Origin of the sequence: Lyngbya aestuarii BL J (genome assembly GCF_000478195.2) — a bacterium.
Taxonomy (GTDB): domain Bacteria; phylum Cyanobacteriota; class Cyanobacteriia; order Cyanobacteriales; family Microcoleaceae; genus Capilliphycus; species Capilliphycus aestuarii.
The window spans coordinates 1-25,974 of the sequence record NZ_AUZM01000018.1 but is presented as its reverse complement, the minus strand read 5'-3'; the positions used below and the strand labels follow the sequence as shown (position 1 = coordinate 25,974).

Below are 25,974 nucleotides of genomic sequence, written 5' to 3'. Positions count from 1 at the left end.
TGTCAGCCCAAAACACAGAACGTTCCTCGACAAGCTCCTCACCCCCGGGCTGACTTTTCCTCAAACTTTTATTAAAGCAAAGAATCCCATTATATAAAGTAAGTAACCATGACCACAGACATCAAAGACTTTGAGCTTTCGTCAGATTTTAACAGTCAATCTCACACTCGTAAATCATCGAATTCAATCGTGCAGAAATTCATCAGTTCAACGGCATTCATCGCATTAGGAGCCGGATTAGCGATTGGCGGAACCAATTTAATTAATGCTCAATCGGGGGCTGAGACGCTCTTAAAATCTTCTATTATTCCCGCTACTGAGACGATTCCAGAGCCGAATAATGCGATTCAAATGCCCTCTAATTTTGTCGCGGCTGTTGTTCAAGAAGTCGGATCAGCAGTGGTGAGAATTGATGCTCAACGCACAGTTAAAAATCAAGTTCCTGAAGCTTTTAACGATCCTTTTTTCCGTCGTTTCTTCGGCGATCAAATCCCCAATATTCCCGAAAAACAAATACAATCTGGTACAGGTTCGGGCTTTATTATTGATTCTAAAGGTGAGATGATCACCAATGCTCATGTTGTCGATGGAGCGAGTAAAGTTACTGTTACCCTCAAAGATGGTCGTGAATTTGAAGGGAAAGTGGTTGGAACCGATCCGGTAACAGATGTTGCAGTGATTCATATTGAAGCGGATAATTTACCAACGATTAAACTCGGAAATTCTGAACAATTGCAACCCGGAGATTGGGCGATCGCGATTGGAAATCCGTTAGGATTAGATAATACTGTTACCACGGGAATTGTTAGTGCAATTGGACGGTCTAGCGCTCAAGTTGGGGTTCCTGATAAACGAGTTGAATTTATTCAAACTGATGCGGCGATTAATCCCGGAAATTCAGGCGGCCCACTGCTCAATCAAAACGGTGAAGTGATTGGGGTGAATACTGCGATTTTACAAGGCGCTCAAGGATTAGGGTTTGCTATTCCGATTAATACTGTACAAGAAATTGCCGATGAATTAGTGGCAAATGGAAAAGTTGAACATCCATTTTTAGGGATTCAAATGTTAACATTAACGCCAGAATTACAGAAAAAATTAAATAGCGATCCCAATAGTGGAATTATTGTCAACCAAGATCAAGGCGTTTTAATTGTTCGTGTTGTTCCCGATTCTCCGGCTGATCGTGCAGGTTTACGGGCGGGAGATGTGATTGAAAAAATCAACAATGAAATGGTTAAAGATGCTGATCAAGTGCAACAAGCCGTTAACCAAGAAAAGGTTGGTAATCAGTTAAAAATAGGGTTACTTCGTGACGATCAATTTCTTGATCTTAATGTCCGAGCGGGAGCATTTCCTCAAGCCCAATCTTAACCCCTTTTAATCTAAAAATTGTACTGTTTATGATCACCCTTATCCTCCTGAATTCAAAAACGGGAGGGTTTTTTTGAGCAAAGAATTATGAGTTAAGGAATTATGAGTTTTTGATCTCCGTTACTACCCAATCAAATGTTTCCAAAATTTTTGTGAGTTCGGCTTCATCTGGAACGGTAGATAAACGAATAGCAGGTGATCTAAACTCTGTTTTATCAACAGGAAGCGATACCCCAATTGAACTAAATCTGCTTCGGAGTTCCACCCATTTTTCTTCGCGATCAAAAGGCGGTTGAGAACCATATTTAATCGAAGAAATTTCTAAGCGACCGGAAATATCAACACTAAATAACTTATGAGGTTTTCTACCTTTTTGATGCAAAATTGCGGCAAAACCTCCATAAATATCTCCGGTTCCCCATTGCACATCTGTTTCGGCTTGTTTCCGCGTCCAAGCGTGAATTTTTTGTGCCATTTCCGCTTCATCAATTCCGCGTCTAATCTTCAGTTCTTCAAAGAAAGAATTCTCATCCCAGCGTCGTCTTTCCCCGGTTGCACTGGATTTTTTCTGCTGCGCTTCTGCGGTTTGACCAATCACACGCGGAACCAATGTTTTTAAGCCATCTTGAGAAACATATTGCTTGATTTCTAAAGCCCAAACTTCAACCGGATCAGTTTGTTCATTGAGAAATTCAACGATACGTCGTAAGGGGGCGGGAATTTCATCAGCAACAAAAATCAGACGAATCTTTCCGGCTTGAATGTTTGTTTTTACCTTTTGCCAAAACCGTTCTTCATCGGATTCTGAACCTAAAAATTCCTCAAAAACTTGTTCCGGATCACGACCTTGATCGCGACAGTTGGATTCAAATTGAGCAATGGTTGATTCGACTGGCCAATAAATTCCTACATTTGCTACATAGTCAAGCATTTGACCGAGCATTTTTTGGCGAGTCTCGGCATTGTGAGAGCGTTTAATTTCCACCAAAGTGGGAATCGCATCTTGATCAAGAAATAAATGATCCAGTGACCAACGTCCGCTTGCTTCTTCTTCAGCCGGAATCATCACTTCCCGAGAAATGACTAACCATCGTCTCGGTGTCGCCCGATCAATTTCATCTCCAGCTAATAAATTTGGATAAGTTTCTAACAATTCCTGAAGCTGATCTTCTGAGTCATAAGCTTGTTCCATCATTTCCACAAGCTGATCGTCATCTTGGATCAGATATATACCTCCACCCATAGCTATTATGCCAATTTTTGTAAGTTTAAAATTGTAGTAGAAATTCTAGAGTTGAGATTCATCCCACCAACCTATCAATAATTTTGAAGACTGATTGATCAATTCTCAATGATCAAATTACCACTGACCTGTAAATACACGTTCAGCAGGCCCACTCATATAAAGCCGTTCCGAGGCTGACCATTCAATCATCAGATTTCCTCCGGGTAATTCTATCGTAACCGAGCGATCGCAGTTTCCGGTTAATACACCTGCCACCACCACTGCACAAGCTCCAGTTCCACAAGCTAGTGTAGCACCTGCACCTCGTTCCCAAACCCGCATTTTGAGATAATCCGGTTTGATTACTTGGATAAATTCGGTATTGGTGCGTTCGGGAAACGCCGGATGATGTTCAAATTGGGGGCCAATTTCAGCCAGGGGAATCGCCGCCACATCTTCAACAAAGGTGATACAGTGAGGATTGCCCATGCTGACACAAGTGACTAGCCAGGACTGTTCCGCGACAGATAGAGGAACATTGACGACTTTTTCATCGGCTTTGGCGAGAGTTGTCGGAATTTCTTTAGCCAGCAGTCGAGGTTGACCCATATCAACTTTTACCAGTCCGTCTGCTAAAATCTCGGGAGTAATCACCCCTGCCAATGTGTCAATTTTGTAGCGAACAGAAGACGGAATCTCTTTGATTTTACCGTCACGGTGTTCTAAATCGGCGATAAATTTGGCTAGACAGCGAATCCCATTCCCACACATTTGCGGTTCTGAACTATCAGAGTTAAAAATCCGCATGGTATAGTCAGTGTTGGAGGTGTCGGGCAAGGCAAAAATTACCCCGTCAGCACCGATGCCAAAATTGCGATCGCACATCTGCATCGCTTGTTCTGGAGTAATGAGGGGTTCTGACTGATGACGATTGTCAATCAAGATAAAGTCATTACCCAAACCCTGGTATTTTGTAAACTCAATTACCATTGCATCTCTCTACGGCTCACAAAAATAAGTCTAGCAGAGGGTAGAGGGCTTTACCGCTTTAGAGGCGAAAATTATCAATGGGTCTTGAAAACTCTATCTAAAGATAGATGATTTTCTGGGGTTCTCTGTTATTCTAAGCGTTAAACATTCACAAAACTATCTTCAGTGATGGAAAATGCAGTCACATTGTTTAAAATAGCGATGGGTTGATTGAGTTCCAATAGACCAATAACGGTGGAAGTATCCCGTTGAAAAATCGCTAAGTCAGCAAAGGTAATCTCGTTATCGAGAACAATTAAATCTTCACCGACTTGAAAATCTTCCACGATATCTGTTCCACTATTGCTAGAGAAAACGAAATAATCCCGATCTTCTCCACCCGTTAAGGTATCGTTTCCTTCATCACCACATAGCCAATCAATTCCTGCTTTTCCTTTCAAGATATCGTTATCTTTTCCACCGTGAAGACTGTCTTGACCTTCACCACCACATAGAATATCTGCGGCTTGGTTTCCACAGAGAAAATCATCTCCATTTCCCCCAATTAAAGTATCATTTCCGCCAGCAGCCAGTTCATTTTCTGTATCTCCAAACAGAACATCATTGCCATCATTTCCGCAGAGTTTGTCATTTCCTAAATCACCAAAGAGGAGATCATCTCCAGTTTCACCATATAGAAAATCGTCTTCTTTTCCTCCGCGAATTGTGTCCTCGCCTTCACCTCCCATCAGGGTATCATTATTACGATTTCCGCCGATAAAATCATTTCCATAACCTCCAGTAGCCATATCTTTTCCCTGGATTTCAGTTGTGTTGGGGTCATTTGTATCACCGAATAAGGTGTCATCACCATCATCACCTGAGAGGGTATCATCTCCCTCATCTCCCCACACTAAATCATTGTCTTTTCCGGCGAATGAAATATCATTTCCCTTACCCGCATAGATAATATCTTCTCCTTGACCGCCTTGCATTAAATCATTGTCTTGATAACCAAATAAGACGTCTTTTTCTTCGGTGTTACCAACCGCTTTTTCACTCCCATTTGAACCCACAATTGTATCATTTCCGCGATCGCCACAGAGGGTATCATTTCCCTGATCACCGAATAGTTGATCGTGACCTTGACCTCCGTAAGCAAAATCATCGCCTTCATCTCCCATTAGCATATCTTCACTCTCATTTCCGGAGATGAAATCATTTCCAAAACCGCCACTCATCCAGTCGTTTCCGTTGGTATCGCGAGTTGAAGAAAATTCATCATCTCGACCTCCTAAAAGAGTGTCATTTCCACTGTCTCCAATAACGCTATCGTGACCAACATCGCCGCGAATATGATCGTCACCTTTACCCCCTTCAAGCCAGTCTTGACCTTCAACTCCGTTGAGAATATCATTTCCCCCAAAGCTGAAAACTGCTTCATTATTTGAGGTTCCGCTGACATTATCATCCGCCTCGCTTCCACTCATGGATGTTTCCAATGCTGTGATAATATTAGCATTTAAAGTTGGACGATTGGGGAAAGAAACTGCTTCTATTTCAGGAATTATTGAACATCCACAATTCGAGTTATTTCCTGCTGGAATAGGTATCGGTGAGTTTTCTTCGTTTCCTCCATCATCGCTTCGTGGAATACTTGTATCATCTGTGTCTTCGCTTGGAGGAATAGAAGGTGAGTTAGGTGTTTCATTTCCTCCGTTATTTCCATTATCAACAGGAGTTTCATTTTCTCCATTATTTCCATTCTCAACGGGAGTTTCATTTCCTCCGTTGTTTCCATTATCAACAGGAGTTTCATTTCCTCCATTATTTACAGGAGTTTCAGTTTCTCCATTATTTCCATTATCAATGGGAGTTTCAGTTTCTTCGTTGTTTCCGTTATCAACAGGAGTTTCATTTCCTCCATTATTTACAGGAGTTTCAGTTTCTCCATTATTTCCATTATCAATGGGAGTTTCAGTTTCTTCGTTATTTCCGTTATCAACAGGAGTTTCATTTCCTCCATTATTTACAGGAGTTTCAGTTTCTCCATTATTTCCATTATCTATAGGAGTTTCAGTTTCTTCGTTATTAACGGGAGTTTCAGTTTCTTCGTTGTTTCCACCGTTATCAACAGGAGTTTCAGTTTCTCCATTATTTCCATTATCAATGGGAGTTTCAGTTTCTTCGTTGTTTCCGTTATCAACAGGAGTTTCATTTCCTCCATTATTTACAGGAGTTTCAGTTTCTCCATTATTTCCATTATCAATGGGAGTTTCAGTTTCTCCGTTATCAACGGGAGTTTCAGTTTCTTCGTTATTAACGGGAGTTTCAGTTTCTTCGTTGTTTCCACCGTTATCAACAGGAGTTTCAGTTTCTCCATTATTTCCATTATCTATAGGAGTTTCAGTTTCTTCGTTATTTCCGTTATCAACAGGAGTTTCATTTCCTCCATTATCAACGGGAGTTTCAGTTTCTCCATTATTTCCATTATCAATGGGAGTTTCAGTTTCTCCGTTATCAACGGGAGTTTCAGTTTCTTCGTTATTAACGGGAGTTTCAGTTTCTTCGTTGTTTCCGTTATCAACAGGAGTTTCATTTCCTCCGTTATTTACAGGAGTTTCATTTCCTCCATTATTTCCATTCTCAACGGGAGTTTCATTTCCTCCGTTGTTTCCATTATCAACAGGAGTTTCATTTCCTCCGTTATTTACAGGAGTTTCAGTTTCTTCGTTGTTTCCGTTATCAACAGGAGTTTCATTTCCTCCATTATTTCCATTCTCAACGGGAGTTTCAGTTTCTCCATTATTTCCATTCTCAACGGGAGTTTCAGTTTCTCCGTTATCTATAGGAGTTTCAGTTTCTTCGTTATTTCCATTATCAATAGGATTCGTATTTTCGTCTTCGTCACTAACGGTAATATTAATAACTTTAACATCGGTTAACCCTTCCGAGTCAGTCACAGTCACTTCCACTTGATAGATATTATCTCCATCAAGATCTGTGGGATTTTCAAAGTCGGGAGATGCTTTAAAAATCACTTCTCCAGTTGTCTGATCAATTGTCAATAAATCCTGATCGTCTCCCCCACTAATACTATAGGTTAAACCATTTCCTTCACTATCGTTGTCATCTGTTGTATTAATATCGGTGACTAATGTTGTGTTTTCAGGAATGATGATTTCAGGAGAGTCAACTTCTGGGTTACTTGACAGTTGAGGTTTGGTATTTTCGTCTTCGTCACTAACGGTAATATTAATAACTTTAACATCGGTTAACCCTTCCGAGTCAGTCACAGTCACTTCCACTTGATAGATATTATCTCCATCAAGATCTGTGGGATTTTCAAAGTCGGGAGATGCTTTAAAACTCACTTCTCCAGTTGTCTGATCAATTGTCAATAAATCCTGATCGTCTCCCCCACTAATACTATAGGTTAAACCATTTCCTTCGCTATTTTTTTCATCGGTTGCGTTAACGTCGGTGACTAATATTGTGTTTTCAGCGATTGAAATATCCGCTTCCTTACCCTCTCCATCGCTAGTAATTTTAGGAGGGATTTTTATATCTTGTTTAACAAAAATCCGACCCACAGAAATCAAGTCTAAACTTCCGAAAGATTTTCCTTTTGAATCATTCTCTGGAGTGTTTTTTGGAAAATCACTTAAACCCACTAAATCATTGTTTTCATCAATATCTGGGGGGAAAATAGAGAAACCATAGAAAGTTTGATCGTCAGTAATATCGAGATCGGCGTAGCTAATAAAAACACCAGCGACAGCCTGTGAATCTCTTAAACCTCTCGTTGAACGTAAATTCTGTTCATTCTCATCTTTTCGCATCACTTCAGCGAGAATAGAAGATGATGATTTCCCCCAACTGTCTATACCAATACTTTTAAGGGTTCCAAATTCTGTCGGATTTCCCTGTTCATCAATGGCTGTTATGGGTGAAATTTTAAACGGATCATTCCCATTTCTTTCTACAATTAAAAAACCGATTTTTCCTAGAAATTCTTGTGGACTTGACAACCCATTAATTGAAACCAAGTCTACTCTTTCAATATTATTATTATTTCCGTCTTTATTTCCTTGATTCGTAAAAATATTATCTGTTCCTCTATTCACCACATTACTCAGTAAACTCTCCTCCATTGTGGTGACTAGAGAGGGTTTTAATAAGAGATCAGTTTTGGTTCTCTCTTGTTGTTCAAACCAAATAATTTGTCTTTTACCTTTAACAATATCATTATCAACGCGGTTGATGTTAATTCGATCAACAAATGACAGTAAATCATAGTTTTCACTAGCGTTACTGGTAAAACCCGTAATCTTGAGGTTATTGTTTTCCCCAACTTGAAAGTCATGTTTAAATGTATTGTGGGGAGAGTTAACCTCTTGGACAGTATATTGATCGTCAGTATTTTCAGTCAGATTATCGTAGACAGCAATTAGATCTTTAATAGGGATAGTCATAAATTTGCACTCCGATTTTATTCTAAGGTTTTAATTAGATTTTTAACAAATCTGAACAGTTTAATTAATGATTTTTCTGGGATAAATTAAGACTACACAATTTACAGAAAAGGTAATTTTGTCGAGGGATGCTTCAATTCGTTTATTCACCTCTACGTGTTTTTGCGGACTTCAGCTATACTTCCAGTGTAATTTATAGAAAACTAAATGTCCGTATTTTCTCGGTAACTTTACAGAATTTTTACAAACTTAATGATTGGATAAATATTAGATAGGATAGAAGAAAAAACAGATTGAAATTTATATAATATGTTATACTTCTTGGTACATTTATTTTCTTGAAAGTGCTTGTAAACTAGGAGTTGTAGCTAAAGTTATCTATTTTGAGTCCTATCGCAGTGGGTTTGTCTCTAAACTCAAACTTTGAGATTATTTTTTTCAGTATCTCTGTATTTTTTTAACTCAATGCTATCCGTAAAAACACTGAAATTTTGGCAATCTTGAAAACTTGTTCTTTTTCCCTCAAATAGAGATGAGTTTAAATCAATTTAATTTTTGATCGGATGAGAGGGTTCAAGGTAAAGGAGAAGTTGAATCCGAGTTGAACTCAATGAGACTTAGCCCCAAATTCCCAAAAATATACCGTCAACGGTTCCAATACAAACCATGACGGCTAAATAGTCAGGATTATTTGATTGACAATCTCTACAAAATTCTACCGACGACTCGCTTCTACTTGTCGTACTACCGTTAACGCCGAATAAGACACCCCCGCAGTTCCTTCACCTGGATGGGTACAGTCTCCAACTAACCACAACTGTTTAAAAGGGGTTCGGTTCGCAAACCCAAACGGGCCAAAGGTAGGAATTCGTTGACCCACACCCCCAACTACCCCTTGATCCCGAGCGGTAAAATGTGCGAAAGTACGAGGTGTAGCCGCTTCTTGGTAAATGAGAGTTTCGGGAGTGAGATGAAAATAGGAACTCAACCGAGCGATCGCATCTTCTGTATACTGTTGTTTTAAGGCTGGATAGTCTTGACAATTCCACCATTGACGAGTATCAGTAAAACTAGAAGCAGTAATCGTGGCTTTCCCCTCGGGGGCGCGTCCATCACCGGGATGACTCACCGAAACAAACAGAGAATTATTCTCACCAATTAACTGATCGTAATCATAGAGAAATTGCAGATGAGGCGGACATCCAGCCGGAATTGCAGATTGATCTACACCTAAATAGACAACGAAGGCGCCAGAAGCGGGAGGCAATTTATCGACTCGGCGCTGATAACCGTGTTGGAGAAAGCTAGAGGGCGTTTGAGGTTGACTGTTCCCCATTCCCGTCAGTTTAACTAAATTCTGAGTTGTCACATTTGCAACGACAAAATCAGCCGTTTCTCGCCAAACTTCGCCTGTTTTTTGATTTTTTACGCGGACTGCGGTTGCTTTTCCGTTGTCGGTTTCTATCGCTTCGACAGTATGCCGCATAAACAGTTTACCACCATCTCGTTCTAAAGCTGCAACTAAGCGATCGCTCAACACCTGCATACTGCCTTGTAAATGATACAACCCTTGAGGTGCGTTTGAAACCCCCAAAGCTGTTGCTGCGTACAATAACGCCGTTTCTTCGGTATCTACTTGTGAATAGAGTTTTAGCTGTAAATCTAAAAACGTTTTTAACCGTAAATGGTCATCCAACTTGAACAAACGCAACGCATCTGCTACGGTCATAAAAGTAAAGGGAAAAGTGATCGCCGTATCAGGACGAAGCGCTTTTATCAGTTGCCAAATATCCCAAAGATTTCGAGGCGGTAACACCGGATCGCGCCCTTGAAATCGCCAACTGGCTTGAAATAATCGATTCATTAATAACCAAAAAGGTTCGCTACCGGGAAACTGTTTTTGACGTTCATTTTGCCATTTTTGTGGATCTCGCCAAATATTAATTGGTTCGGTTTCATTGGGGAGAAATACCGCACAAGCGGGATCACAAGGCGTCGATAAAGGAAGTTCAATATTAAGTTCAGAAAAAATCCGATGATGAATTCCCCCAGGTTCGAGTCCGGCGACCTGGGTAGCCCCCACATCAAACGTAAACCCCCGTCGTTTGAAGGTAGAGGCGCATCCTCCGGGGACAATCGCCTGATCGAAGATGAGAACATCATACCCCCGATGGGCCAGTAACGCGCCTGCGGTGAGTCCCCCTATTCCCGCACCAACAACGATAACTCGCGGTTTTGAGCAATTTTTGTGAAGCGTTGACATGGATTAGCTTAATATTTCTTAACGTCTTTTATCATAATTCATCTTTGGCGATCGCGCAGACATCCCCACCCGACGGCGCATGAGGTGTTAAACTAATCGTTATTCGGTGTTTTTATAACCCCTATTTTTTATGTCTGTCGCGAAAGATTTAGAAGCTTGGCAAACTCAAAACTTTGAGGAAATTGAAGTTCCTCCGAGTGATTTGTACAGTGAGGAACCGCCCTTGGAAAGTTATCTGCATCTCAAACAAATTTTGTTACTCTTATCGGGTTTGGAATGGTTTTGGCGAGATAGAGATGATTTTTTTGCAGCCGGAAATCTAACAATTTATTATAGTCCCCGTCAGATTAAAACTCAAGATTTTAGAGGGCCTGATTTTTTTGTAGTCTTGGGAACCGAACGTAAACCCCGCAAAAGTTGGGTGGTTTGGGACGAAGAGGGGAAGTATCCTAATATTATTATTGAATTACTTTCCGACTCAACAGCCAAGACAGATAGAGGGGAGAAAAAGTTAATTTATCAAAATACCTTTCGGACACCGGACTATTTTTGGTTTGATCCCCATACGTTGGAGTTTAGAGGGTTTCATTTGGTTGATGGAGAATATCAAGAGTTGCAACCGAATGAAAAAGGTTTGCTTTGGAGTCAGCAACTGCAATTGTGTTTAGGAGTTTATCAGGAACAGTTAAGGTTTTTTACGCCCGAAGGGGAATTGATTTTAACTCCCGAAGAAACCGCCAAATCCAATCAAGAACAATTGGAAGTGGAACGAGAACAATTGGAAATGGAACGACAAAAAAATGAAAAATTAGCCGCAAAACTGCGGGAGTTAAATATCGACCCCGAGAGTCTATAGTAATTCCTTTTGACTATAACTTCAGGTTCAGTCAAGGGAAAAACGACTTTTTCTAGCCTGAAGCCAGCTTTGTAAATCAAACGGTGTTAATTCCTGCAAATATTGATAAGCATTGTTTCCTGAATAAACATTCCCACCGGTTTGAGAGCCAAAAAGTTTAATAAAAATTAAATTAAGATCGATCTTACCGTCCACAAAGTATACTAATATATGAGCTAATTGATTTAACAACGCTGGATTCAACAACATTACACTAAGCATCAATGAATCTAGTCGAAAGCGATAATCGCGATCGCAGAGTACAAAGATGATTTGATCAGATTGTGCGGTTAATTTTGAATAATGTCTCAAACTGTGCTGAAGATTAAAGGCAAGCATCTTAAGATGGAAAGTGACAAAACAACGTGGGATGGCAGCCAATGACCTCAATTTTAATAAAACCCTCTTCTCGTCCGATCAATGCACCAACGGTACATCGGCTCCCCAACGGTCTCACGATTGTCGCAGAACAGTTACCAGTGGAGGCGGTGAACCTAAATGTGTGGTTGAATGTTGGTTCGGCGAATGAACCGGATAATATTAACGGAATGGCTCACTTTCTCGAACATATGGTGTTTAAAGGCACACCCCAACTCGAAATGGGAGAGTTTGAGCGACTGATCGAACAACGGGGGGCTGTCACCAACGCAGCAACCAGCCAAGATTACACTCACTATTACATCACAACCGCACCTCACGACTTTGCCGAGTTAGCCCCGCTACAACTCGATGTTGTATTTAATGCGAGTATTCCCCATGATGCCTTTGAACGAGAACGGTTTGTCGTACTTGAAGAAATTCGTCGTTCTGAGGATAATCCCAGTCGTCGTTCTTTTCGACGTTCGATGGAAATGGCTTTTGAACGGCTTCCCTACCGACGTCCCGTATTAGGGCCATCTGAGGTGATTGAACAAGTCACTTCTCAACAAATGCAAGAGTTTCATCGCACCCATTACCAACCGAGTTCGACAACCGTCGCCGTTGTGGGAAATTTACCTGCCCAGACGTTGATTGAAATTGTTGAAAATTCAATTAATGACATCAATCCTCAACCCGGGGAAACAACCGTTGAACCCTTGATCGCTAATTTAACTCCAGAAGACGGTTTTGATACCATTGTCCGACAGGAGATGGTTGATGAAAGCTTACAACAAGCAAGGCTGGTGATGATTTGGCGAACTCCTGGATTGAATCAACTCGATGAAACCTATGCGCTGGATATCCTCGCCACCATTTTAGGTCAAGGACGAACTGCTCGTTTAGTTCAAGATTTGCGGGAAAACCGAGGTTTGGTTTCCTCGATTTCCATCAGTAACATGACTCAACGCCTACAGGGAGTCTTTTATATTTCCGCTCGGCTTCCAGTGGAAAATTTAGCTGAGGTAGAAGCTGCTATTGTTCAACACATGGAACGGGTACAAACTGAGTTAATCTCAGAGGCGGAAATTGCCCGCATTCGCACTCAAGTCGCAAATCGTTATATCTTTGGGAATGAGACACCTAGCGATCGCGCTGGATTATATGGTTATTATCAATCTGTAGTCGGAGATTTGACGGTCGCCTTTAACTATCCGGCTCGTATTCAAGCGATCAATGCTGAAGATCTACGCTCTGCTGCTCAAAAATACCTATCAACAAAAGCTTATGGTGTCACCCATCTTAAACCGCTCACAGCCTAATTTTAGAAATTGGAGTCAAAATTGACTCCCGTTGTCGAGACAATTAAAGTTGATCGAGACATCGTAGCCCAGTTATTGTAAAAACTGGAGAACAGTTTTTCTCCAGATCCTAAATTAATCTCCCGATAAGAGATCGCAACTCATGACTAGGACAGCTCAATCACCCTACACCAACGAACAAACCACTGCATGGTTACGTGGATTATTGACTCTGGCTTTGGCAGATGGACAATTTGATGCAGAAGAACAAGAGCTGATTGTTTCTCTCACCCATGAACAGTTGGGGACAGATACAGATGTATCTACTCTCGAACCCATTTCACCCCAGGAGTTAGCCACTCACTTAGGAAAAGGAACTGAGATGGCAGAAAACTTCCTAAGAACTGCCGTAATGGTTGCTTTAGCCGATGGGATTTATTCCGTGTGTGAGGATGACCTCATGCACCAGTTTTGTCAGGCTCTAGATCTCGATGATCAGGTTTTGACGTCTCTACGGCATACTTTAGAAGATCTTGAGGCTAAACAAGCTCAAAGCGCTCAGGGTGGAACTCTCAAACCAGGGGGAGAAGCACATCAGCTTGATGTTTTGCATCCGGTTAAACATTGGTTGGATGACTGGAAGGTTCACGATCCCAAGGTGGCTCGTTTTATCTGCAAGATGATTCCTCCTCAATGTCCCTTTGAACGGGATGTGACTTTGTTTGGTCGCAAGATTGTTCATATTCCGCCCATGTGCAAAGTTAACCCTCTCTATGAACAGCTTGTCGGTTTGCGTTTTCGGGCGCTTTCCTATTTGGCCGATGATTGCGAGGAAGATGTCTCGAAGTATATTTAGAAGCAAAATTAAGCTTCTGTATTGATGTCCGAGAATGTTAACAACCTGGAATTTTAGGAATTTTGAGGCGTTTTCTCAATCGAGATCTACTCAAGCGATCAGAGAATTTGATTTTTTGTCGGTAGGGGATTTCAAGAGCGTTGAGATCAATGCCTCAATTTTCTGGGCTAATTATTGTTTTTTATTCTTCTTAAAAAAAATAAAGCCTACAGCCTTAGTCCCACAATTATCACTTCAAAATAAGTAACTTTTGGGACATTTTACACTTGATTTTTATCTAATCTTTAATCAGTCTTAACCCATTTAGAGTTTAAAGATGAGTCGCATAATTTTTGGATTTAACGAAATATTTAATTAAGCCACAACTTATATTATAACCAATATCAGTCGCCTAGAAAGATTAATTTTTTTTAAGACTCACATCACTCGGCTTAATCTTTCAGGGTTGATTTTCTGAACTCGCCTTGATTTGTCAAGCCTTTGTAACTCAAAATCCACACTTAAATGATTAAATATTTAAAACATTTTTTATTAAATTATAGTTTATTTATATGAATTTCAAGTTTAGATCAGCAAATCTTAATTTTTTATTAAAATTTTAAATAGTACAAAGTTAATAATCGCTAACTTTTCTGAGATCAACAGCAAAGCCGAAAAGACCTTTACCCTATATGGGGAGAGGGATTCAACATTTTTTGGTTCTAGTGTTAGATTGGTCATCAAACAGTTTAAGATTAGCAAGGCGATCAAAAATGTATATTTTGATTGTTTTCAAGTTCTGTGGTTGAATGAAAGATGTCTTCGGGTTTGCTGCTGTCAACTCACTTCTAAAAACCTGGAGTGAAGCCAAGCTCAGACCAACACCATTAACCAGATGGCAGTAGCATACAACTAGAACCTTAAATATTCTTCATTAAGTAAGAATTTGGACGAGTGAGGCTTCTTCCGTGAAAGAAAGAAAGTATAATTACAGAAATAGCAATGCAAACTGAATACAAAACGCCTTCTCAACAACAAGACTACGGTTCTGACCCCATTGCGGTTCGGGACACTGCTAACTATCAGCGTGAATATATTCAGGATTTTGTTGGCAAATGGGATCAACTAATCAGTTGGGAAGCCCGAGCCAAAAGTGAAGGAAACTTCTTTATTGATATTCTCAAAGAACATGGCGCTCGTAAAATCCTAGATGTCGCCACCGGAACCGGATTTCATTCCATTCGTTTACGGGAAGCTGGCTTTGAAGTCGTCAGCGCAGATGGCAGTCCTGAAATGCTGTCAAGGGCTTTTGAAAATGGTCGCGATCATGGACTAATTTTACGCACCGTTCAAGCGGACTGGCGTTGGCTCAACCGTGATATTCATGGTAAATTTGATGCAGTTATTTGTTTAGGAAACTCTTTTACTCATCTGTTTTCTGAACGCGATCGCCGTAAAGCCCTAGCAGAATTTTATGCGGCGTTACGCCATGATGGTCTGCTGATTTTGGATCAACGCAACTATGATGGAATCCTCGATAGCGGCTTTTCTTCTAAGCATATTTATTACTACTGCGGAGAAAATGTTAAAGCAGAACCCGAACACATGGATGACGGTTTAGCTCGTTTTCGTTATGAGTTTCCCGACAAATCTGTGTTTCACCTGAATATGTATCCCTTGCGGAAAGATTACACCCGTAAGCTGATGCAGGATGTCGGTTTTCAACGCATCAAAACCTATGGTGACTTCCAAGAAACCCATCACCAAGATGATCCAGACTTCTTTATTCATGTTGCTGAGAAGCAATACGAAACTGAAGAACAAGGAACCCGAAAAACAACCTATTCAAACACAGTTGACACGGCTCGCAACTACTACAACAGTGACAGTGCAGATGCTTTTTATGCCAGCATTTGGGGGGGAGAAGATATCCATGTTGGGATTTACAAAAGCGAAGATGAACCTGTCTTTGATGCCAGTCGCCGCACGGTAGAAGAGATTGCTTCTCATCTCAAACTTAATGAAAATAGCCGAGTTTTAGATATTGGCGCAGGTTATGGCGGTGCCGCTCGTTATCTCGTCGAAAAGTTTGGCTGTCATGTGACTTGTGTGAATCTAAGTGAAGTTCAAAACGAACGCAATCGTCTGTTAAACCAGGAACAGAATGTGAGTTCAAAAATTGATGTTGTTGATGCGAGTTTTGAAGATCTTCCCTTAGATGATATTAGCTTTGATGTTGTCTGGTCACAAGATGCCATTCTACACAGTGGAAATCGGTCTTTAGTTTTTAAAGAAGTTTATCGAGTTCTCAAATCCGGTGGAGAGTTTATTTTCACTGATCCGATGCAAAGTGATGACTGTCCTGAAGGTGTACTGCAACCGGTTTATGATCGGATTCATTTAGATTCTTTGGGTTCAATTGAATTCTATCGGCAAGTCGCAAAATCCACAGGGCTTGAGGAAATCGAAGTGATCGATCTTTCTGAACAATTAGTCAATCATTACAGTCGAGTTCTCAAAGCGGTTGATGAAAATTATCAAGAAGCCTTAGAAAGCTGTGGTGAAGATTATATTGAACGTATGAAACTGGGTTTGAATCATTGGATTGAATCTGGAAAGAAAGGCTATCTCAGTTGGGGAATTTTGCATTTTAGCAAAAAATAGTCTTTCACAATTTCACTCGGTGTTGAACTGAATATTAGATTAGACTTCTGTGGGAGAACTTTCTCCTACAGTTTTTATCTATTTAGGTATTGACCAACGGTCACAGCAGTCACGTGACTTTCGCGAAGCGTCTCCGCAGGAGATACCCGGAGGGCGGAGTAATCTGTGACTCTCCCTCCTTTTTGTAATTGGTTATTTGCACTCGAATAAATTCAGTTAAGTTGAATCCGATAAAACCGCTCAAAAACGGTTTAGTTTATAAACTCTACGTTCTGGTTAATGACAATAATTTATCGTTTTAGTTTTGAGAATATAACACTTGAATTAATTGCTTAAATAGTCTCAAAAAATAGGGGGAGAAGAAACTTCCCCATACTCCCCCTTATCCTTCAGGTTGATAACTCCCAAACCCTATACTGGTCATTTCCTGGGGTACCCAGTCCGTATCCATCGCTTCTGGAGGTGCAATATCGGCTCCCAAAACCACACCCATCTCACTAGACTCTAAACCGGGTGTCGATGCCGCATCAGTTTCCGACTGGTGTTGACGAGACTGAGGCCCATTTTCTTGCAGCAGTTTTTGCATTTCTGGGGGAATACTCGTTTCCGGTGCAGACTGTTGAGACAGCCAAGCAATTCCTCCCAATGACCCCGCTAAAATTGCGGCATAACCCAGATAAAGATGAACCGAATTGAGATAAAAATTAGAATCAAGTTCAGCCTTTGACCAAGTAGGAACCAGATGTTGTAAGGGATCAGGGGTAGGAATTGAGGCTGCCATTGCCGTTCCATTGAGTCCCAGAGCATTCCCTAAACGACAAATAAATCCCCGCAGGTAAACATCTTCTGGGAGTTGGTCAATTTCACCCGTTTCCAACGCCCGCAGATGAGACAGAGGAACCAGGGTTTGACGGTGAAGCTGAGTTAAAGACACCGAAAGAGCTTCACGGGCTTGTCGCAACTCTTGACCCACCTGACGCAGACTGGCTTCCCGTTTTTGGATGGATTGGGCGACTAACTCTGCTTTTGTGAGTCTTTTTTTGCGTTTTTTCGGCTTCTGAGTTGATGAATCCTCTACTGAGTCTGAGTCAAAGGTTTGCGCCTCAGATGAAGTTTCATCCAATTGAGTAGTTACAGACAATAATTGTACTTCTGGAGAAGCCGCATCATTAACCGCTTCGCCCGGAGAGACAGTCGCAACTTCTAGCATTGAGGAGGCTTGTTCCTCAGTGTCCGAGGAAGAATTGACTTCATGAGAACCATTGGAACTAGAACCATTGGAACTAGAACCATTGGAACTAGAACCATTGGAACTAGAACCATTGGAACTAGAGTTGTCTTTTGGAACAGTTTGTACTATAGTTTGAGACTGGTGAATTAATATTTGCTTAAGAGCCAGTTGAATCGCTTCCCGACCGACAGCCTTGATCAGGATCTCGCCCTTTGGGGCTGCATCTCCTAGAACCTTTTGCAGATTAGCAAGGGCAATCTGGTAGACTTGACTGTGGTGCAGTTCAGTCTCGATTTGACCTAAAAGTGATCTCAAACGTTCTGGTGATACTTCAACAATGTTCGGCTCTACGAGGCCGACGCCAACTAAGGAGTTTAGTTCCATATTGAATAGTTTGTTGTTACTCAGTACAATACCATCTGAGTCACATCTTCTATTACTTGCTCTTAATTCCGGATGAGGACACCACCATTATAGAAGAAATCGAGAGTCCCGGAGACAGAGAACTAAAAAAAATAGGGACGGTTGGATCAGGATTTTTCACGTTGACTTGAGACTTCTTTGATGTTTGTGAGCCTGAGCAAGTTTAGGCTGCTCAATCGTCCCTGTGGATTAATCAGCCTAATAGAACCGGGGTTGATGAACACTCCATCAGTCTTTGTAGATTTGTTCAATTAACCAGATTGCACAGAGAATTCCGACAAAATGAGCCACAATCGTATGGGTATTGGCCAGAACAATAAAAATATCCAGGGGTTGAACAAAATCCCGCACATTTACAGAAGCTTCTAAAATCCCCCGGGGTTGAGACACTGCTTTTGCCAACAAAATCCCATTAATTGCTTCGGCTCCTAATAAAGTCAGGAGCATTCCCACCATATTGGCAATTAAACTCACCCGCATTTGCTTCATGGTTTCGCCGCGACTTGGCCGCCCCGGATGAGGGCCACGCAGTTGTTGACTCAAGCGGGTATGATAAAAAGCGCGATAGGTACTAAATCCTAATACCCCCAGACCTGCAAAAGCAAAAAGTAATCCTCCTTCTACTCCTGAACTTCCACCTTGAGTCGGACTTTGATTCGCGACTAAAATTGCAAATAACAGAATGATGCCAGAAACAACAGCTAGCACTAATTGAATCCAAAAACTAATCCAACCCGCTCGACGTAGTGAAAAGGCGACTCGGCGCACGGCTGGGGGTTGCGGTGAAGAGTCAGATTGATTGGACATTGGCTTAGAAAAATGGAATATAAACGAATTGAACTCTGGGGAAAAATAAAGATCCCAATGCAGTCAAACACTCTTGATCAGGATAATTGAAAATAGTCCTATGATAATTGCTAATTATAAAACTTGTAACTCTTGTCTAACAGATTAACACTGGGAATAGTATTCTGTGGTCTATGCTTCGAGAGCGAGAACCTGAGCGTCAGGAGACGCCTCAATCTGATCAAAACTGGCTAAATCCTGATGTATTACAGGCTGCTCGACAAGTTTACCGGGTTTATCTTCGGGTTCACGCCAGACAAATGCGACGACCTGCGGGCGTGATTGTTAACTCCCTGACTCATCAGAGTTGGTTAATTTTCTCCTCCCGACCGATTTTGTTACCCGGAGAACAGTTTATTCCGGTTGAGAACATCGACTCTGAACTGTCTTAGAACGCATTGATCGAACATGGATATTCTACTGACGGGGCTGATTAACTTAATTGTATTTGTTTTGGGAGCTTCGATTGGCAGCTTCCTCAATGTTGTGATTTATCGAATTCCGGCGGGTTTGTCCCTGCTTTATCCCCCTTCGCGCTGTCCGCATTGTTTGACACGCCTGGGTCCGTTTGAAAATGTTCCGCTTTCGGGTTGGTTATGGCTACGAGGGCGCTGTAAACATTGTCATGCTCCGATTTCTATGCGCTATCCCCTTGTAGAAGCCGCCACAGGCTTACTGTTCTTAGGGGTCTTGTGGAATGCTTCAACACCTGTGGAAATGGTCGGATACTGGGCATTATTGAGTTGGTTAGTGGCTTTGGCGTTGATCGATCTCGATACTCTGACCTTACCCAATGGTCTAACCCAATCAGGCTTAGTGGTTGGACTCGGTTTTCAGATCGCTCAAGCTTGGGGACAAGGATGGAACTCGGCGGCGGTGAGTCGTTCTCTGATGGGTGGGATAGTCGGAGCGGTTTTGGGGTTATGGTTATTAGATATCATTGCTTTATTGGGATCGCTGGCTTTAGGACAAACGGCGATGGGGGCTGGAGATAGTAAATTAGCCGCTTTGATGGGAGCTTGGCTCGGTTGGAAATATTTGCTACTGGCGGGATTTATTGCTTGTGCGCTTGGTGCGTTTGTTGGCGGTGGGGCGATCGCACTGGGTTGGTTAGATCGACGACAACCGATGCCATTTGGCCCTTTTTTGGCGATCGCTGCTGGTCTAACCGCCCTTTGGGGTGAGACAATACTATCAGCCTACCTAAACCTGTTTTTCCCAGTCTTGTAAGGGAGAGCTATTTCATTCTCGCTCTAAAATTTGATGAGTGAGGAGATCCGGAGGTGGGGAGATCGGGAGGTGGGGAGATCGGGAGTGGCTATCGGTGTTGGGGGAGATCGGGAGTGGCTATCGGTGTTGGGGGAGATCGGGAAACAGTTCTAACTTCTGACCTCACGACTTCTGAAACCGCCCTGGGTCTTGTAAGGGAGTAAACTTTTTTATGTCTTGGATTACCCTGAGAACAACAGCAATGCGATGGGAAGCTGAGTTGATGGAACAAGTGTTAGCCGCTCACGGCATTCCGGCTCGGATTGTAGACTTGGGCTTGACTTCTTATATGGGTATGGGGAGTCCGGCAGCACTGCAAGTTCAGTCGGCGCATCAGTGGGCGGCTCGTTTGCTGCTCAGTCCAATTGAGGAGGAATTAGAATCAGCAGATTGAATCAAGAAACATTTTAATGAAACAGATCGTTATATTATAAATGATATTTTAGACAGAATAATGAGGTAAACTGACAAATTCAGAAAGCCTCAGGCTTGAGATCAAACATCTAACCGAAAATACTCTTTTAATTAATGTCTCTATTTGATTGGTTTGCAAATCGACAAAAGTCTGTTCCGATTAGCCCAGATCGACAAGAGCGGGAAATAGCGGATGGACTTTGGGTAAAATGTTCTCACTGTGGTGCATTGACCTATACCAAAGATCTACAAGTAAATCTACAGGTTTGCTTAGAATGCGGTCATCATATGCCCGTTAACAGCAGCGAACGTATTCAACAGATCGTTGATCCTCAGACTTGGGTGCCGCTCAATGCTCGATTGTACGCGATTGATGCCCTAAAATTCTATGATCGCAAATCTTATAGCGATCGCCTGCGAGATTATCGTGAAAAAACGGGCCAAACCGATGCGGTACAAACGGGGATGGGTTTAATTGAAGGTGAACCTGTAGCTTTAGGGGTGATGGACTTCCAGTTTATGGGGGGAAGTATGGGGTCAGTGGTGGGAGAAAAACTCACCCGTTTGATCGAACACGCCACCCAAGAGCGATATCCCGTGGTTATTATTTGTGCTTCGGGAGGAGCAAGAATGCAAGAGGGGATGTTGAGTTTGATGCAGATGGCAAAAATTTCGGGAGCCTTAGAGCATCACCGATTAGCCAAACAACTCTATATTCCTGTTTTAACTCATCCGACAACCGGAGGAGTCACGGCGAGTTTTGCGATGCTCGGGGATATTATTCTCGCTGAACCCAAGGCGACGATTGGTTTTGCGGGACGACGGGTGATCGAACAAACCCTCAGAGAAAAGCTTCCTGATAATTTTCAAACCTCTGAGTATCTGCTTGCTCATGGCTTTGTTGATCAGATTGTTCCTCGTCCTCAGCTGAAAAAAACGCTAGCTCAATTAATTCGTCTTCACCGTCTTCCTCAAAAATCCTCTCATTTTGTAGCGAGTCATGTAGAAACGACACCTGTAAGTTCCCGCCATCGTGAAGTCAATTCTATCAGTACCGATGCTTAAGTCTCTCTGTTCAGCCGTGACAGTCGATTGAGGTTGATTGACTCAGAATTAGATTGTCTTGATACTCCCCAGCCCTAAAGGGACGGGGATTCTTGAACAGCCCAAATTCGGACTTTCAAAGGCGCGATCAAAGCACCCCTACTGACTCCATTGAGATTGAAACCCAATTTCGCCGCTACTTTTCTCAAAATATTCGCCGCACCATTGCAGTCGGCATTAATTTTGAAGCCATCCTTAGACCTATATAGCCCACGCTTAACACGTTTCCCAGACTCTTTCCACCCTTCAGCCCTTCGGGTCGGTGCTTCCTTACTCGGAACCTGCGTCCGAGTACCAGCACCGAGTTTTTCACCAAATGTAGGTAGTTCATCAAGGTCTAGAAAACTAGCTTTAGAGGTATAGGATTCTTCGGTTTCAACGAACTGAATGTTGTACCGTTCACAGAGTTGAGCGATACGATCTTTCAGCCTACCAGTCGGGATCTGAACAAACTTTTGATTTGTTTTACTACCAAGATTGATTTCTTGCCGTTGCTCTTTGTTCCAACCAAATACTACAGTTCCGATTCTATTTTCAATGCAGTGATTCAGTACAATCCTAGCCGCTTTGTTAACGGCATCTCGCACCTGCCTATTTCGCTTCTCCGTTATCCCGGATAGCTGCTTTGACCAAAACCCTTGAGGCTGGCTTTCTTTTAGTACAGATAATCGCTTGTTGTACCACTGATTCAAGGATTTGAGATGCAATCCATCAACTATAAATGATGTTCCAACGTTACTCACGCAGGTGATCCAATTATTCAATCCTGGATCGATTCCTAAAACATTAGCGGCATCAACATCAGTTTGCACAGATTCAACCTTGTAGATCAATTCAAGGTAAAACGCGCCGTTTCGAGGCAGGATTCGATACTCACGAATTGTCTTGAATTCTAGGTTTGACGGCATTGGTAAATAGAAAGCATCCAAACCAAACCATGCTTTAACCTGTCTCCCAAGTGGAAATCGCAACCCATTCGGCTTCAGTTTCACATCGGCACTAGGAAATGTGACCAAGTTCAATCCTGGCTTGCGATAGTTTGGCAACTTTGGTCGCTGATTGACAGTGCCTTTTTTGATACCCTTTAAAAGCCCCAAATAGGACTTAAACGATTCCGCTACAGTGGTTAGGCATTGCTGCGACACATGAGAATACATCGCCTGAAAATGCGAGTTATCCTTCAATTCCCGATGCAAATCAAACTTGCTAGGAATCTTGCCAGTCTTGAAATACAACTGGCGAGAAAGATAGGTGCCGCAGTTATGCAATTTATTTGATTCACCGCAGAGGAATTCAAGAATTCCCCGTAGTGATGGGTCTGCATTGATTAGGATTTGCTGACATCCAAACATTATTTTACCTCCTTGTGATACTATACAGCTTACAGTTGTCTAACTCAATATGGAATTAAAATCAAACAAAAATATTATTTACAACTGCCAGTACCACGTTGTTTGGTGCGTTAAATACCGTCGCAAAGTCCTGATAGGAGACGTCGAGGCTAGACTGAAAGAAATCTTGGCTCAAGTAGTCGTTGATGTGAGGTGTGAGCTTGATGAGATGGAGACAGACAAAGACCACGTTCACTTATTGATTAGTTGCGACCCACAGTTTGGTATTCACAGAGTAGTAAAAAGGATGAAAGGTCGGAGTTCCAAGCTATTACGCGATGAATTCCCCGCGCTAAAATCTCGAATCCCTACCCTTTGGACAAATTCATACTTTGTGGCGACGGTGGGAGGTGCGCCGTTGGCAGTGATCAAGCAATACATTAAAGACCAACAATTGGTATAGTTGCTTCCTCCTGTTGGTCGGTCGCATCGCTATCCTTCCCCATGCCTGAAGGCAGGGGCTTGCCGCGCTTTCTGGTCAAAAAGAGGAATTGATCCGAGAATTTGGACTAGGTATTGAGTAAATATATCTAGGAAATGACCGCTGAAATTGAACGCTCAAAGGAGTAAAGTCTCAGTTTAAGCAGCCGAGTAGGTTTTCAGAGTTACCAAGACTTCCTATAATTAGTTTGATTAAAATCTGTTGGAAGCAAATCTCATGGGTTTTGCAGACCTGTCCATCACAGAAATTGCCGAGGATTACAATCTCCCGGTAGAAGCGGTACTCAATCTTTGTGATCAGTTGGGAATTGCTTATAAACATCCTCAGACCCGTTTGGCTTTGGAGGATGCTAAGGCGATCATGTCAAAAATTATCGCCTCTCGTCAACAAGAAGATTCGACAACGCCAGATTAACACGCAGCTAAACTCACAAATTTTGGGGAGAAAGCCAGCGATGGTAACTTGGGGGGAGAAAATCGGATCAACAGGCCATCCTAGAGCCAATAAACGAACTGTGAGCAAACTTTTGACCAAAGAGACATCCTAGAGGATGATTGATCCATGACATTCGATTGTTGGGTGTCTCTGATCAAACGATTGAGAGGACACCAACACTTTCAGATGAGTCGATTTGTATTACAAGGTTCCATAACTAGCACAAGGTTAAGGAGAATTATGCTCAAAAGATACATTTGGCTGGCTGTAGCCACTGTATTTTTCACGTTTCAAATGTTTGTCAATAGTGCCAACGCTATCGAACTAACAGAAGACCTACGGACATTTCCCCTCAACGAACAAGGGGAACCAACTGTTCTAAGTTTAAAAGAGATTAAACAGGGTAAACAACTGTTTAACTATGCTTGCGCTCAATGTCATGCGTTAGGTGTAACTAAAACGAATCCTGATGTCAACTTAAGTCCCCAATCCCTGGGAGGTGCTGTTCCTTCTCGTAATAATATTGGGGCTTTGATAGACTATATGCAAAATCCCACGACCTATGATGGGTTTTACGAAATTTCAGAACTACATCCGAGTACCAAGAGTTCAGATCTTTATCCGAAGATGAGAAATCTCACGGAGGATGATCTGTACTCGATTGCGGGTTATATTCTGCTTGAACCCAAAATTCGTGGGGAACAGTGGGGCGGTGGTAAATACCTGCGTTAAATAACATAACCGGGTTTTGGACTTCGGATTTTGGGTTTTAGAGGTAGCTTGCTTTTCTACAGAGGATTGCATGATTTTGGGGAAAGGTTGGCTGATCTAAGGTCTGAAGTCTGAAGTCTGAACGACCTGATTTTTTAGGGAAAACTAAATTTAATTAACACTCAATGCGATTGATAATTCAAAATTTTTTCAACTTCTTAGTCGTTTTTTTATGGATTGGACTCGGGGTTTTTGCTGTTCATTCCCCGGTTTTAGCTGATGGCGTTGATCCCTATGTCCGTCGCTATTTAGCGAGTCAACCTGTCGAAATACCTGCCGATAATCAAGGTCATACTCAGCAATTTTCGCCGGAAGATATTAATACAGGTAAAATGCTGTTTGAGGCGAGTTGTCTCAACTGTCACGCCGGAGGCGTTAACATTCCTTACCCGACTGTCTCTTTATCTCTCGAAGACCTGAAAGCCGCGACTCCGGCTCGTGATAATATTAAAAATCTCGTGAGTTATTTTCGATATCCACTCAGCTTTGATGGCAGTGATACCAACTATTGGTGTCGTCAAATTTCAGAAAATTGGATGTCTCAAGTGCAAGCTGAGAACTTAGCCGCTTATATTATTCGTTCGGCGCAAGCGGCACCGGGTTGGGGACAAACACAAGAGGCTAACGAACTCCCGCCTGAATTTAGAATGTAGATTTAGACGATAGAGTTTTAATCTCTGGGTGGCTGATTCTCGTCTTGACCTGAAATGATCCCCAAAAACCTTAGAAAACAGACAAATTACGCACCTACACCAGTAAAAATGTGTCAGTGAATGTTAACGATCTTAAGCATTTTACCAAAAATTGCCGTAAAGCCCCTACCTTCAGGTATGGGGATATAAGGCTCTTTCTAATGCTATAATAACTCTACTGGCAGGGTATTCAACCAGTTTAAAAACCCAGCATCTAATCGATGCAATGAACCTTGAAAACTTAAGGTACGGGGTTCTTGCCAGGAATGCTTTGGCCATATAAAACCTTAAAGCACCAAGTACAGAGAATCAAGCATTTTTTTCTCAAGTACGGTAGGGCATACCGAGTGCGATTCGTTCTCTAGAAACCAGGATTTCATGGTGGATTAGAGGCAAGGAATCAGGAGAAGTGCCTTAATCTTCTCAACACTGAACCTTGACAACTCAGTAATTCGTGAGAGTGAGGATTAATCCAATTCTCTCCCTCTGAAGGCTTCAGAGGACAGCATAACCCACAGGACATAGCATGACAACCTATATCCTGCTGTGCATGGGTTAAATGGAGGTAACTGGTAGCCTAAACTGGAATCCCTCCTAG

The 25,974-nt window shown here is 42.0% G+C and carries 21 protein-coding genes; 13 read left to right on the top strand and 8 right to left on the bottom strand.

Annotated elements, in window-relative coordinates; translation table 11 throughout:
* The first annotated feature begins 108 nt into the window (after positions 1–108).
* Positions 109–1,374, top strand: coding sequence for an HhoA/HhoB/HtrA family serine endopeptidase (locus M595_RS09900; protein WP_023066050.1), 1,266 nt, complete (start codon positions 109–111; stop codon positions 1,372–1,374).
* Positions 1,375–1,474: 100 nt separating this feature from the next.
* Here M595_RS09900 and M595_RS09895 read toward each other — a convergent pair whose 3' ends face one another.
* The 4 genes from M595_RS09895 to crtD all read right to left on the bottom strand — a co-directional run bounded on the left by M595_RS09895 (position 1,475) and on the right by crtD (position 10,306).
* Positions 1,475–2,617 carry a hypothetical protein gene (locus M595_RS09895; protein ID WP_023066095.1) on the bottom strand — a complete coding sequence of 381 codons (1,143 nt, stop codon included), beginning with the start codon at positions 2,615–2,617 and terminating at the stop codon, positions 1,475–1,477.
* 117 nt (positions 2,618–2,734) lie between these two features.
* Positions 2,735–3,589, bottom strand: coding sequence for a diaminopimelate epimerase (gene dapF, locus M595_RS09890; protein ID WP_023066047.1), 855 nt, complete (start codon positions 3,587–3,589; stop codon positions 2,735–2,737).
* Between the two features lie 140 nt (positions 3,590–3,729).
* A complete protein-coding gene (locus M595_RS09885; RefSeq protein ID WP_023066054.1) occupies positions 3,730–8,043 on the bottom strand; it encodes a cadherin domain-containing protein in 4,314 nt (1,437 codons plus the stop codon).
* Between the two features lie 715 nt (positions 8,044–8,758).
* Positions 8,759–10,306 (bottom strand): C-3',4' desaturase CrtD, encoded by a 1,548-nt coding sequence (gene crtD, locus M595_RS09880; protein WP_023066058.1) that lies wholly within the window; start codon positions 10,304–10,306, stop codon positions 8,759–8,761.
* Positions 10,307–10,436: 130 nt separating this feature from the next.
* Here crtD and M595_RS09875 point away from each other — a divergent pair, with 130 nt between their 5' ends.
* Positions 10,437–11,162, top strand: coding sequence for a Uma2 family endonuclease (locus tag M595_RS09875; RefSeq protein ID WP_023066039.1), 726 nt, complete (start codon positions 10,437–10,439; stop codon positions 11,160–11,162).
* Positions 11,163–11,189: 27 nt separating this feature from the next.
* On the opposite strand, the gene M595_RS09870 is transcribed toward M595_RS09875, so the two are convergent.
* The gene (locus tag M595_RS09870) at positions 11,190–11,582 is read right to left on the bottom strand and encodes a hypothetical protein (RefSeq protein ID WP_152983554.1); all 393 of its coding nucleotides are present in this window, start codon (positions 11,580–11,582) and stop codon (positions 11,190–11,192) included.
* Between M595_RS09870 and M595_RS09865 the strand changes: the two genes are divergently transcribed.
* The 3 genes from M595_RS09865 (at position 11,582) to M595_RS09850 (ending at position 16,358) form a co-directional block, all read left to right on the top strand.
* The gene (locus M595_RS09865) at positions 11,582–12,880 is read left to right on the top strand and encodes a M16 family metallopeptidase (protein ID WP_040483885.1); all 1,299 of its coding nucleotides are present in this window, start codon (positions 11,582–11,584) and stop codon (positions 12,878–12,880) included. The genes M595_RS09870 and M595_RS09865 overlap by 1 nt on opposite strands.
* 142 nt (positions 12,881–13,022) lie before the next feature.
* Positions 13,023–13,715 carry a DUF533 domain-containing protein gene (locus tag M595_RS09860; RefSeq protein WP_040483884.1) on the top strand — a complete coding sequence of 231 codons (693 nt, stop codon included), beginning with the start codon at positions 13,023–13,025 and terminating at the stop codon, positions 13,713–13,715.
* 981 nt (positions 13,716–14,696) lie between these two features.
* Positions 14,697–16,358 (top strand): glycine/sarcosine N-methyltransferase, encoded by a 1,662-nt coding sequence (locus M595_RS09850; protein WP_023066062.1) that lies wholly within the window; start codon positions 14,697–14,699, stop codon positions 16,356–16,358.
* 382 nt (positions 16,359–16,740) lie between these two features.
* On the opposite strand, the gene M595_RS09845 is transcribed toward M595_RS09850, so the two are convergent.
* A complete protein-coding gene (locus M595_RS09845; protein ID WP_052001737.1) occupies positions 16,741–17,973 on the bottom strand; it encodes a helix-turn-helix domain-containing protein in 1,233 nt (410 codons plus the stop codon).
* A gap of 267 nt (positions 17,974–18,240) precedes the next feature.
* On the bottom strand, positions 18,241–18,819 hold the full coding sequence (locus tag M595_RS09840) for a DUF3611 family protein (RefSeq protein WP_040483882.1): 579 nt from the start codon (positions 18,817–18,819) through the stop codon (positions 18,241–18,243).
* A 173-nt stretch (positions 18,820–18,992) separates the two neighbouring features.
* Between M595_RS09840 and M595_RS09835 the strand changes: the two genes are divergently transcribed.
* From M595_RS09835 to accD, 4 genes are all read left to right on the top strand, one after another.
* Positions 18,993–19,250, top strand: a complete 258-nt coding sequence (locus M595_RS09835) for a hypothetical protein (RefSeq protein ID WP_023066080.1) — start codon at positions 18,993–18,995, stop codon at positions 19,248–19,250.
* Between the two features lie 16 nt (positions 19,251–19,266).
* Entirely contained in the window at positions 19,267–20,088 is an 822-nt protein-coding gene (locus M595_RS09830) for a prepilin peptidase (protein WP_023066091.1), read from the top strand.
* 211 nt (positions 20,089–20,299) lie between these two features.
* Entirely contained in the window at positions 20,300–20,521 is a 222-nt protein-coding gene (locus tag M595_RS09825; RefSeq protein WP_023066075.1) for a putative signal transducing protein, read from the top strand.
* A gap of 134 nt (positions 20,522–20,655) precedes the next feature.
* Entirely contained in the window at positions 20,656–21,606 is a 951-nt protein-coding gene (gene accD / locus M595_RS09820; protein WP_023066087.1) for an acetyl-CoA carboxylase, carboxyltransferase subunit beta, read from the top strand.
* Between the two features lie 74 nt (positions 21,607–21,680).
* On the opposite strand, the gene M595_RS09815 is transcribed toward accD, so the two are convergent.
* Positions 21,681–22,997 carry an RNA-guided endonuclease InsQ/TnpB family protein gene (locus M595_RS09815; protein ID WP_023066068.1) on the bottom strand — a complete coding sequence of 439 codons (1,317 nt, stop codon included), beginning with the start codon at positions 22,995–22,997 and terminating at the stop codon, positions 21,681–21,683.
* A 49-nt stretch (positions 22,998–23,046) separates the two neighbouring features.
* Between M595_RS09815 and tnpA the strand changes: the two genes are divergently transcribed.
* The 4 genes from tnpA to psbV2 all read left to right on the top strand — a co-directional run bounded on the left by tnpA (position 23,047) and on the right by psbV2 (position 25,337).
* Positions 23,047–23,439: an IS200/IS605 family transposase gene (gene tnpA / locus M595_RS09810; protein WP_040483881.1), complete on the top strand. Its 393-nt coding sequence runs from the start codon at positions 23,047–23,049 to the stop codon at positions 23,437–23,439.
* 255 nt (positions 23,440–23,694) lie between these two features.
* A complete protein-coding gene (locus M595_RS09805; RefSeq protein WP_023066045.1) occupies positions 23,695–23,892 on the top strand; it encodes a hypothetical protein in 198 nt (65 codons plus the stop codon).
* Positions 23,893–24,153: 261 nt separating this feature from the next.
* Positions 24,154–24,645 (top strand): photosystem II cytochrome c-550, encoded by a 492-nt coding sequence (psbV, locus tag M595_RS09800; protein WP_023066089.1) that lies wholly within the window; start codon positions 24,154–24,156, stop codon positions 24,643–24,645.
* Between the two features lie 164 nt (positions 24,646–24,809).
* The gene (gene psbV2, locus M595_RS09795; RefSeq protein ID WP_023066069.1) at positions 24,810–25,337 is read left to right on the top strand and encodes a photosystem II cytochrome PsbV2; all 528 of its coding nucleotides are present in this window, start codon (positions 24,810–24,812) and stop codon (positions 25,335–25,337) included.
* Positions 25,338–25,974 lie beyond the last annotated feature (637 nt).

Bases quoted from the DNA above. Each gene is read 5' to 3' on its own strand.
- M595_RS09900 (WP_023066050.1), top strand. From the start codon at position 109: ATGACCACAGACATCAAAGACTTTGAGCTTTCGTCAGATTTTAACAGT.
- M595_RS09895 (WP_023066095.1), bottom strand. From the start codon at position 2,617: ATGGGTGGAGGTATATATCTGATCCAAGATGACGATCAGCTTGTGGAA.
- dapF (WP_023066047.1), bottom strand. From the start codon at position 3,589: ATGGTAATTGAGTTTACAAAATACCAGGGTTTGGGTAATGACTTTATC.
- M595_RS09885 (WP_023066054.1), bottom strand. From the start codon at position 8,043: ATGACTATCCCTATTAAAGATCTAATTGCTGTCTACGATAATCTGACT.
- crtD (WP_023066058.1), bottom strand. From the start codon at position 10,306: ATGTCAACGCTTCACAAAAATTGCTCAAAACCGCGAGTTATCGTTGTT.
- M595_RS09875 (WP_023066039.1), top strand. From the start codon at position 10,437: ATGTCTGTCGCGAAAGATTTAGAAGCTTGGCAAACTCAAAACTTTGAG.
- M595_RS09865 (WP_040483885.1), top strand. From the start codon at position 11,582: ATGACCTCAATTTTAATAAAACCCTCTTCTCGTCCGATCAATGCACCA.
- M595_RS09860 (WP_040483884.1), top strand. From the start codon at position 13,023: ATGACTAGGACAGCTCAATCACCCTACACCAACGAACAAACCACTGCA.
- M595_RS09850 (WP_023066062.1), top strand. From the start codon at position 14,697: ATGCAAACTGAATACAAAACGCCTTCTCAACAACAAGACTACGGTTCT.
- M595_RS09845 (WP_052001737.1), bottom strand. From the start codon at position 17,973: ATGGAACTAAACTCCTTAGTTGGCGTCGGCCTCGTAGAGCCGAACATT.
- M595_RS09840 (WP_040483882.1), bottom strand. From the start codon at position 18,819: ATGTCCAATCAATCTGACTCTTCACCGCAACCCCCAGCCGTGCGCCGA.
- M595_RS09835 (WP_023066080.1), top strand. From the start codon at position 18,993: ATGCTTCGAGAGCGAGAACCTGAGCGTCAGGAGACGCCTCAATCTGAT.
- M595_RS09830 (WP_023066091.1), top strand. From the start codon at position 19,267: ATGGATATTCTACTGACGGGGCTGATTAACTTAATTGTATTTGTTTTG.
- M595_RS09825 (WP_023066075.1), top strand. From the start codon at position 20,300: ATGTCTTGGATTACCCTGAGAACAACAGCAATGCGATGGGAAGCTGAG.
- accD (WP_023066087.1), top strand. From the start codon at position 20,656: ATGTCTCTATTTGATTGGTTTGCAAATCGACAAAAGTCTGTTCCGATT.
- M595_RS09815 (WP_023066068.1), bottom strand. From the start codon at position 22,997: ATGTTTGGATGTCAGCAAATCCTAATCAATGCAGACCCATCACTACGG.
- tnpA (WP_040483881.1), top strand. From the start codon at position 23,047: ATGGAATTAAAATCAAACAAAAATATTATTTACAACTGCCAGTACCAC.
- M595_RS09805 (WP_023066045.1), top strand. From the start codon at position 23,695: ATGGGTTTTGCAGACCTGTCCATCACAGAAATTGCCGAGGATTACAAT.
- psbV (WP_023066089.1), top strand. From the start codon at position 24,154: ATGCTCAAAAGATACATTTGGCTGGCTGTAGCCACTGTATTTTTCACG.
- psbV2 (WP_023066069.1), top strand. From the start codon at position 24,810: ATGCGATTGATAATTCAAAATTTTTTCAACTTCTTAGTCGTTTTTTTA.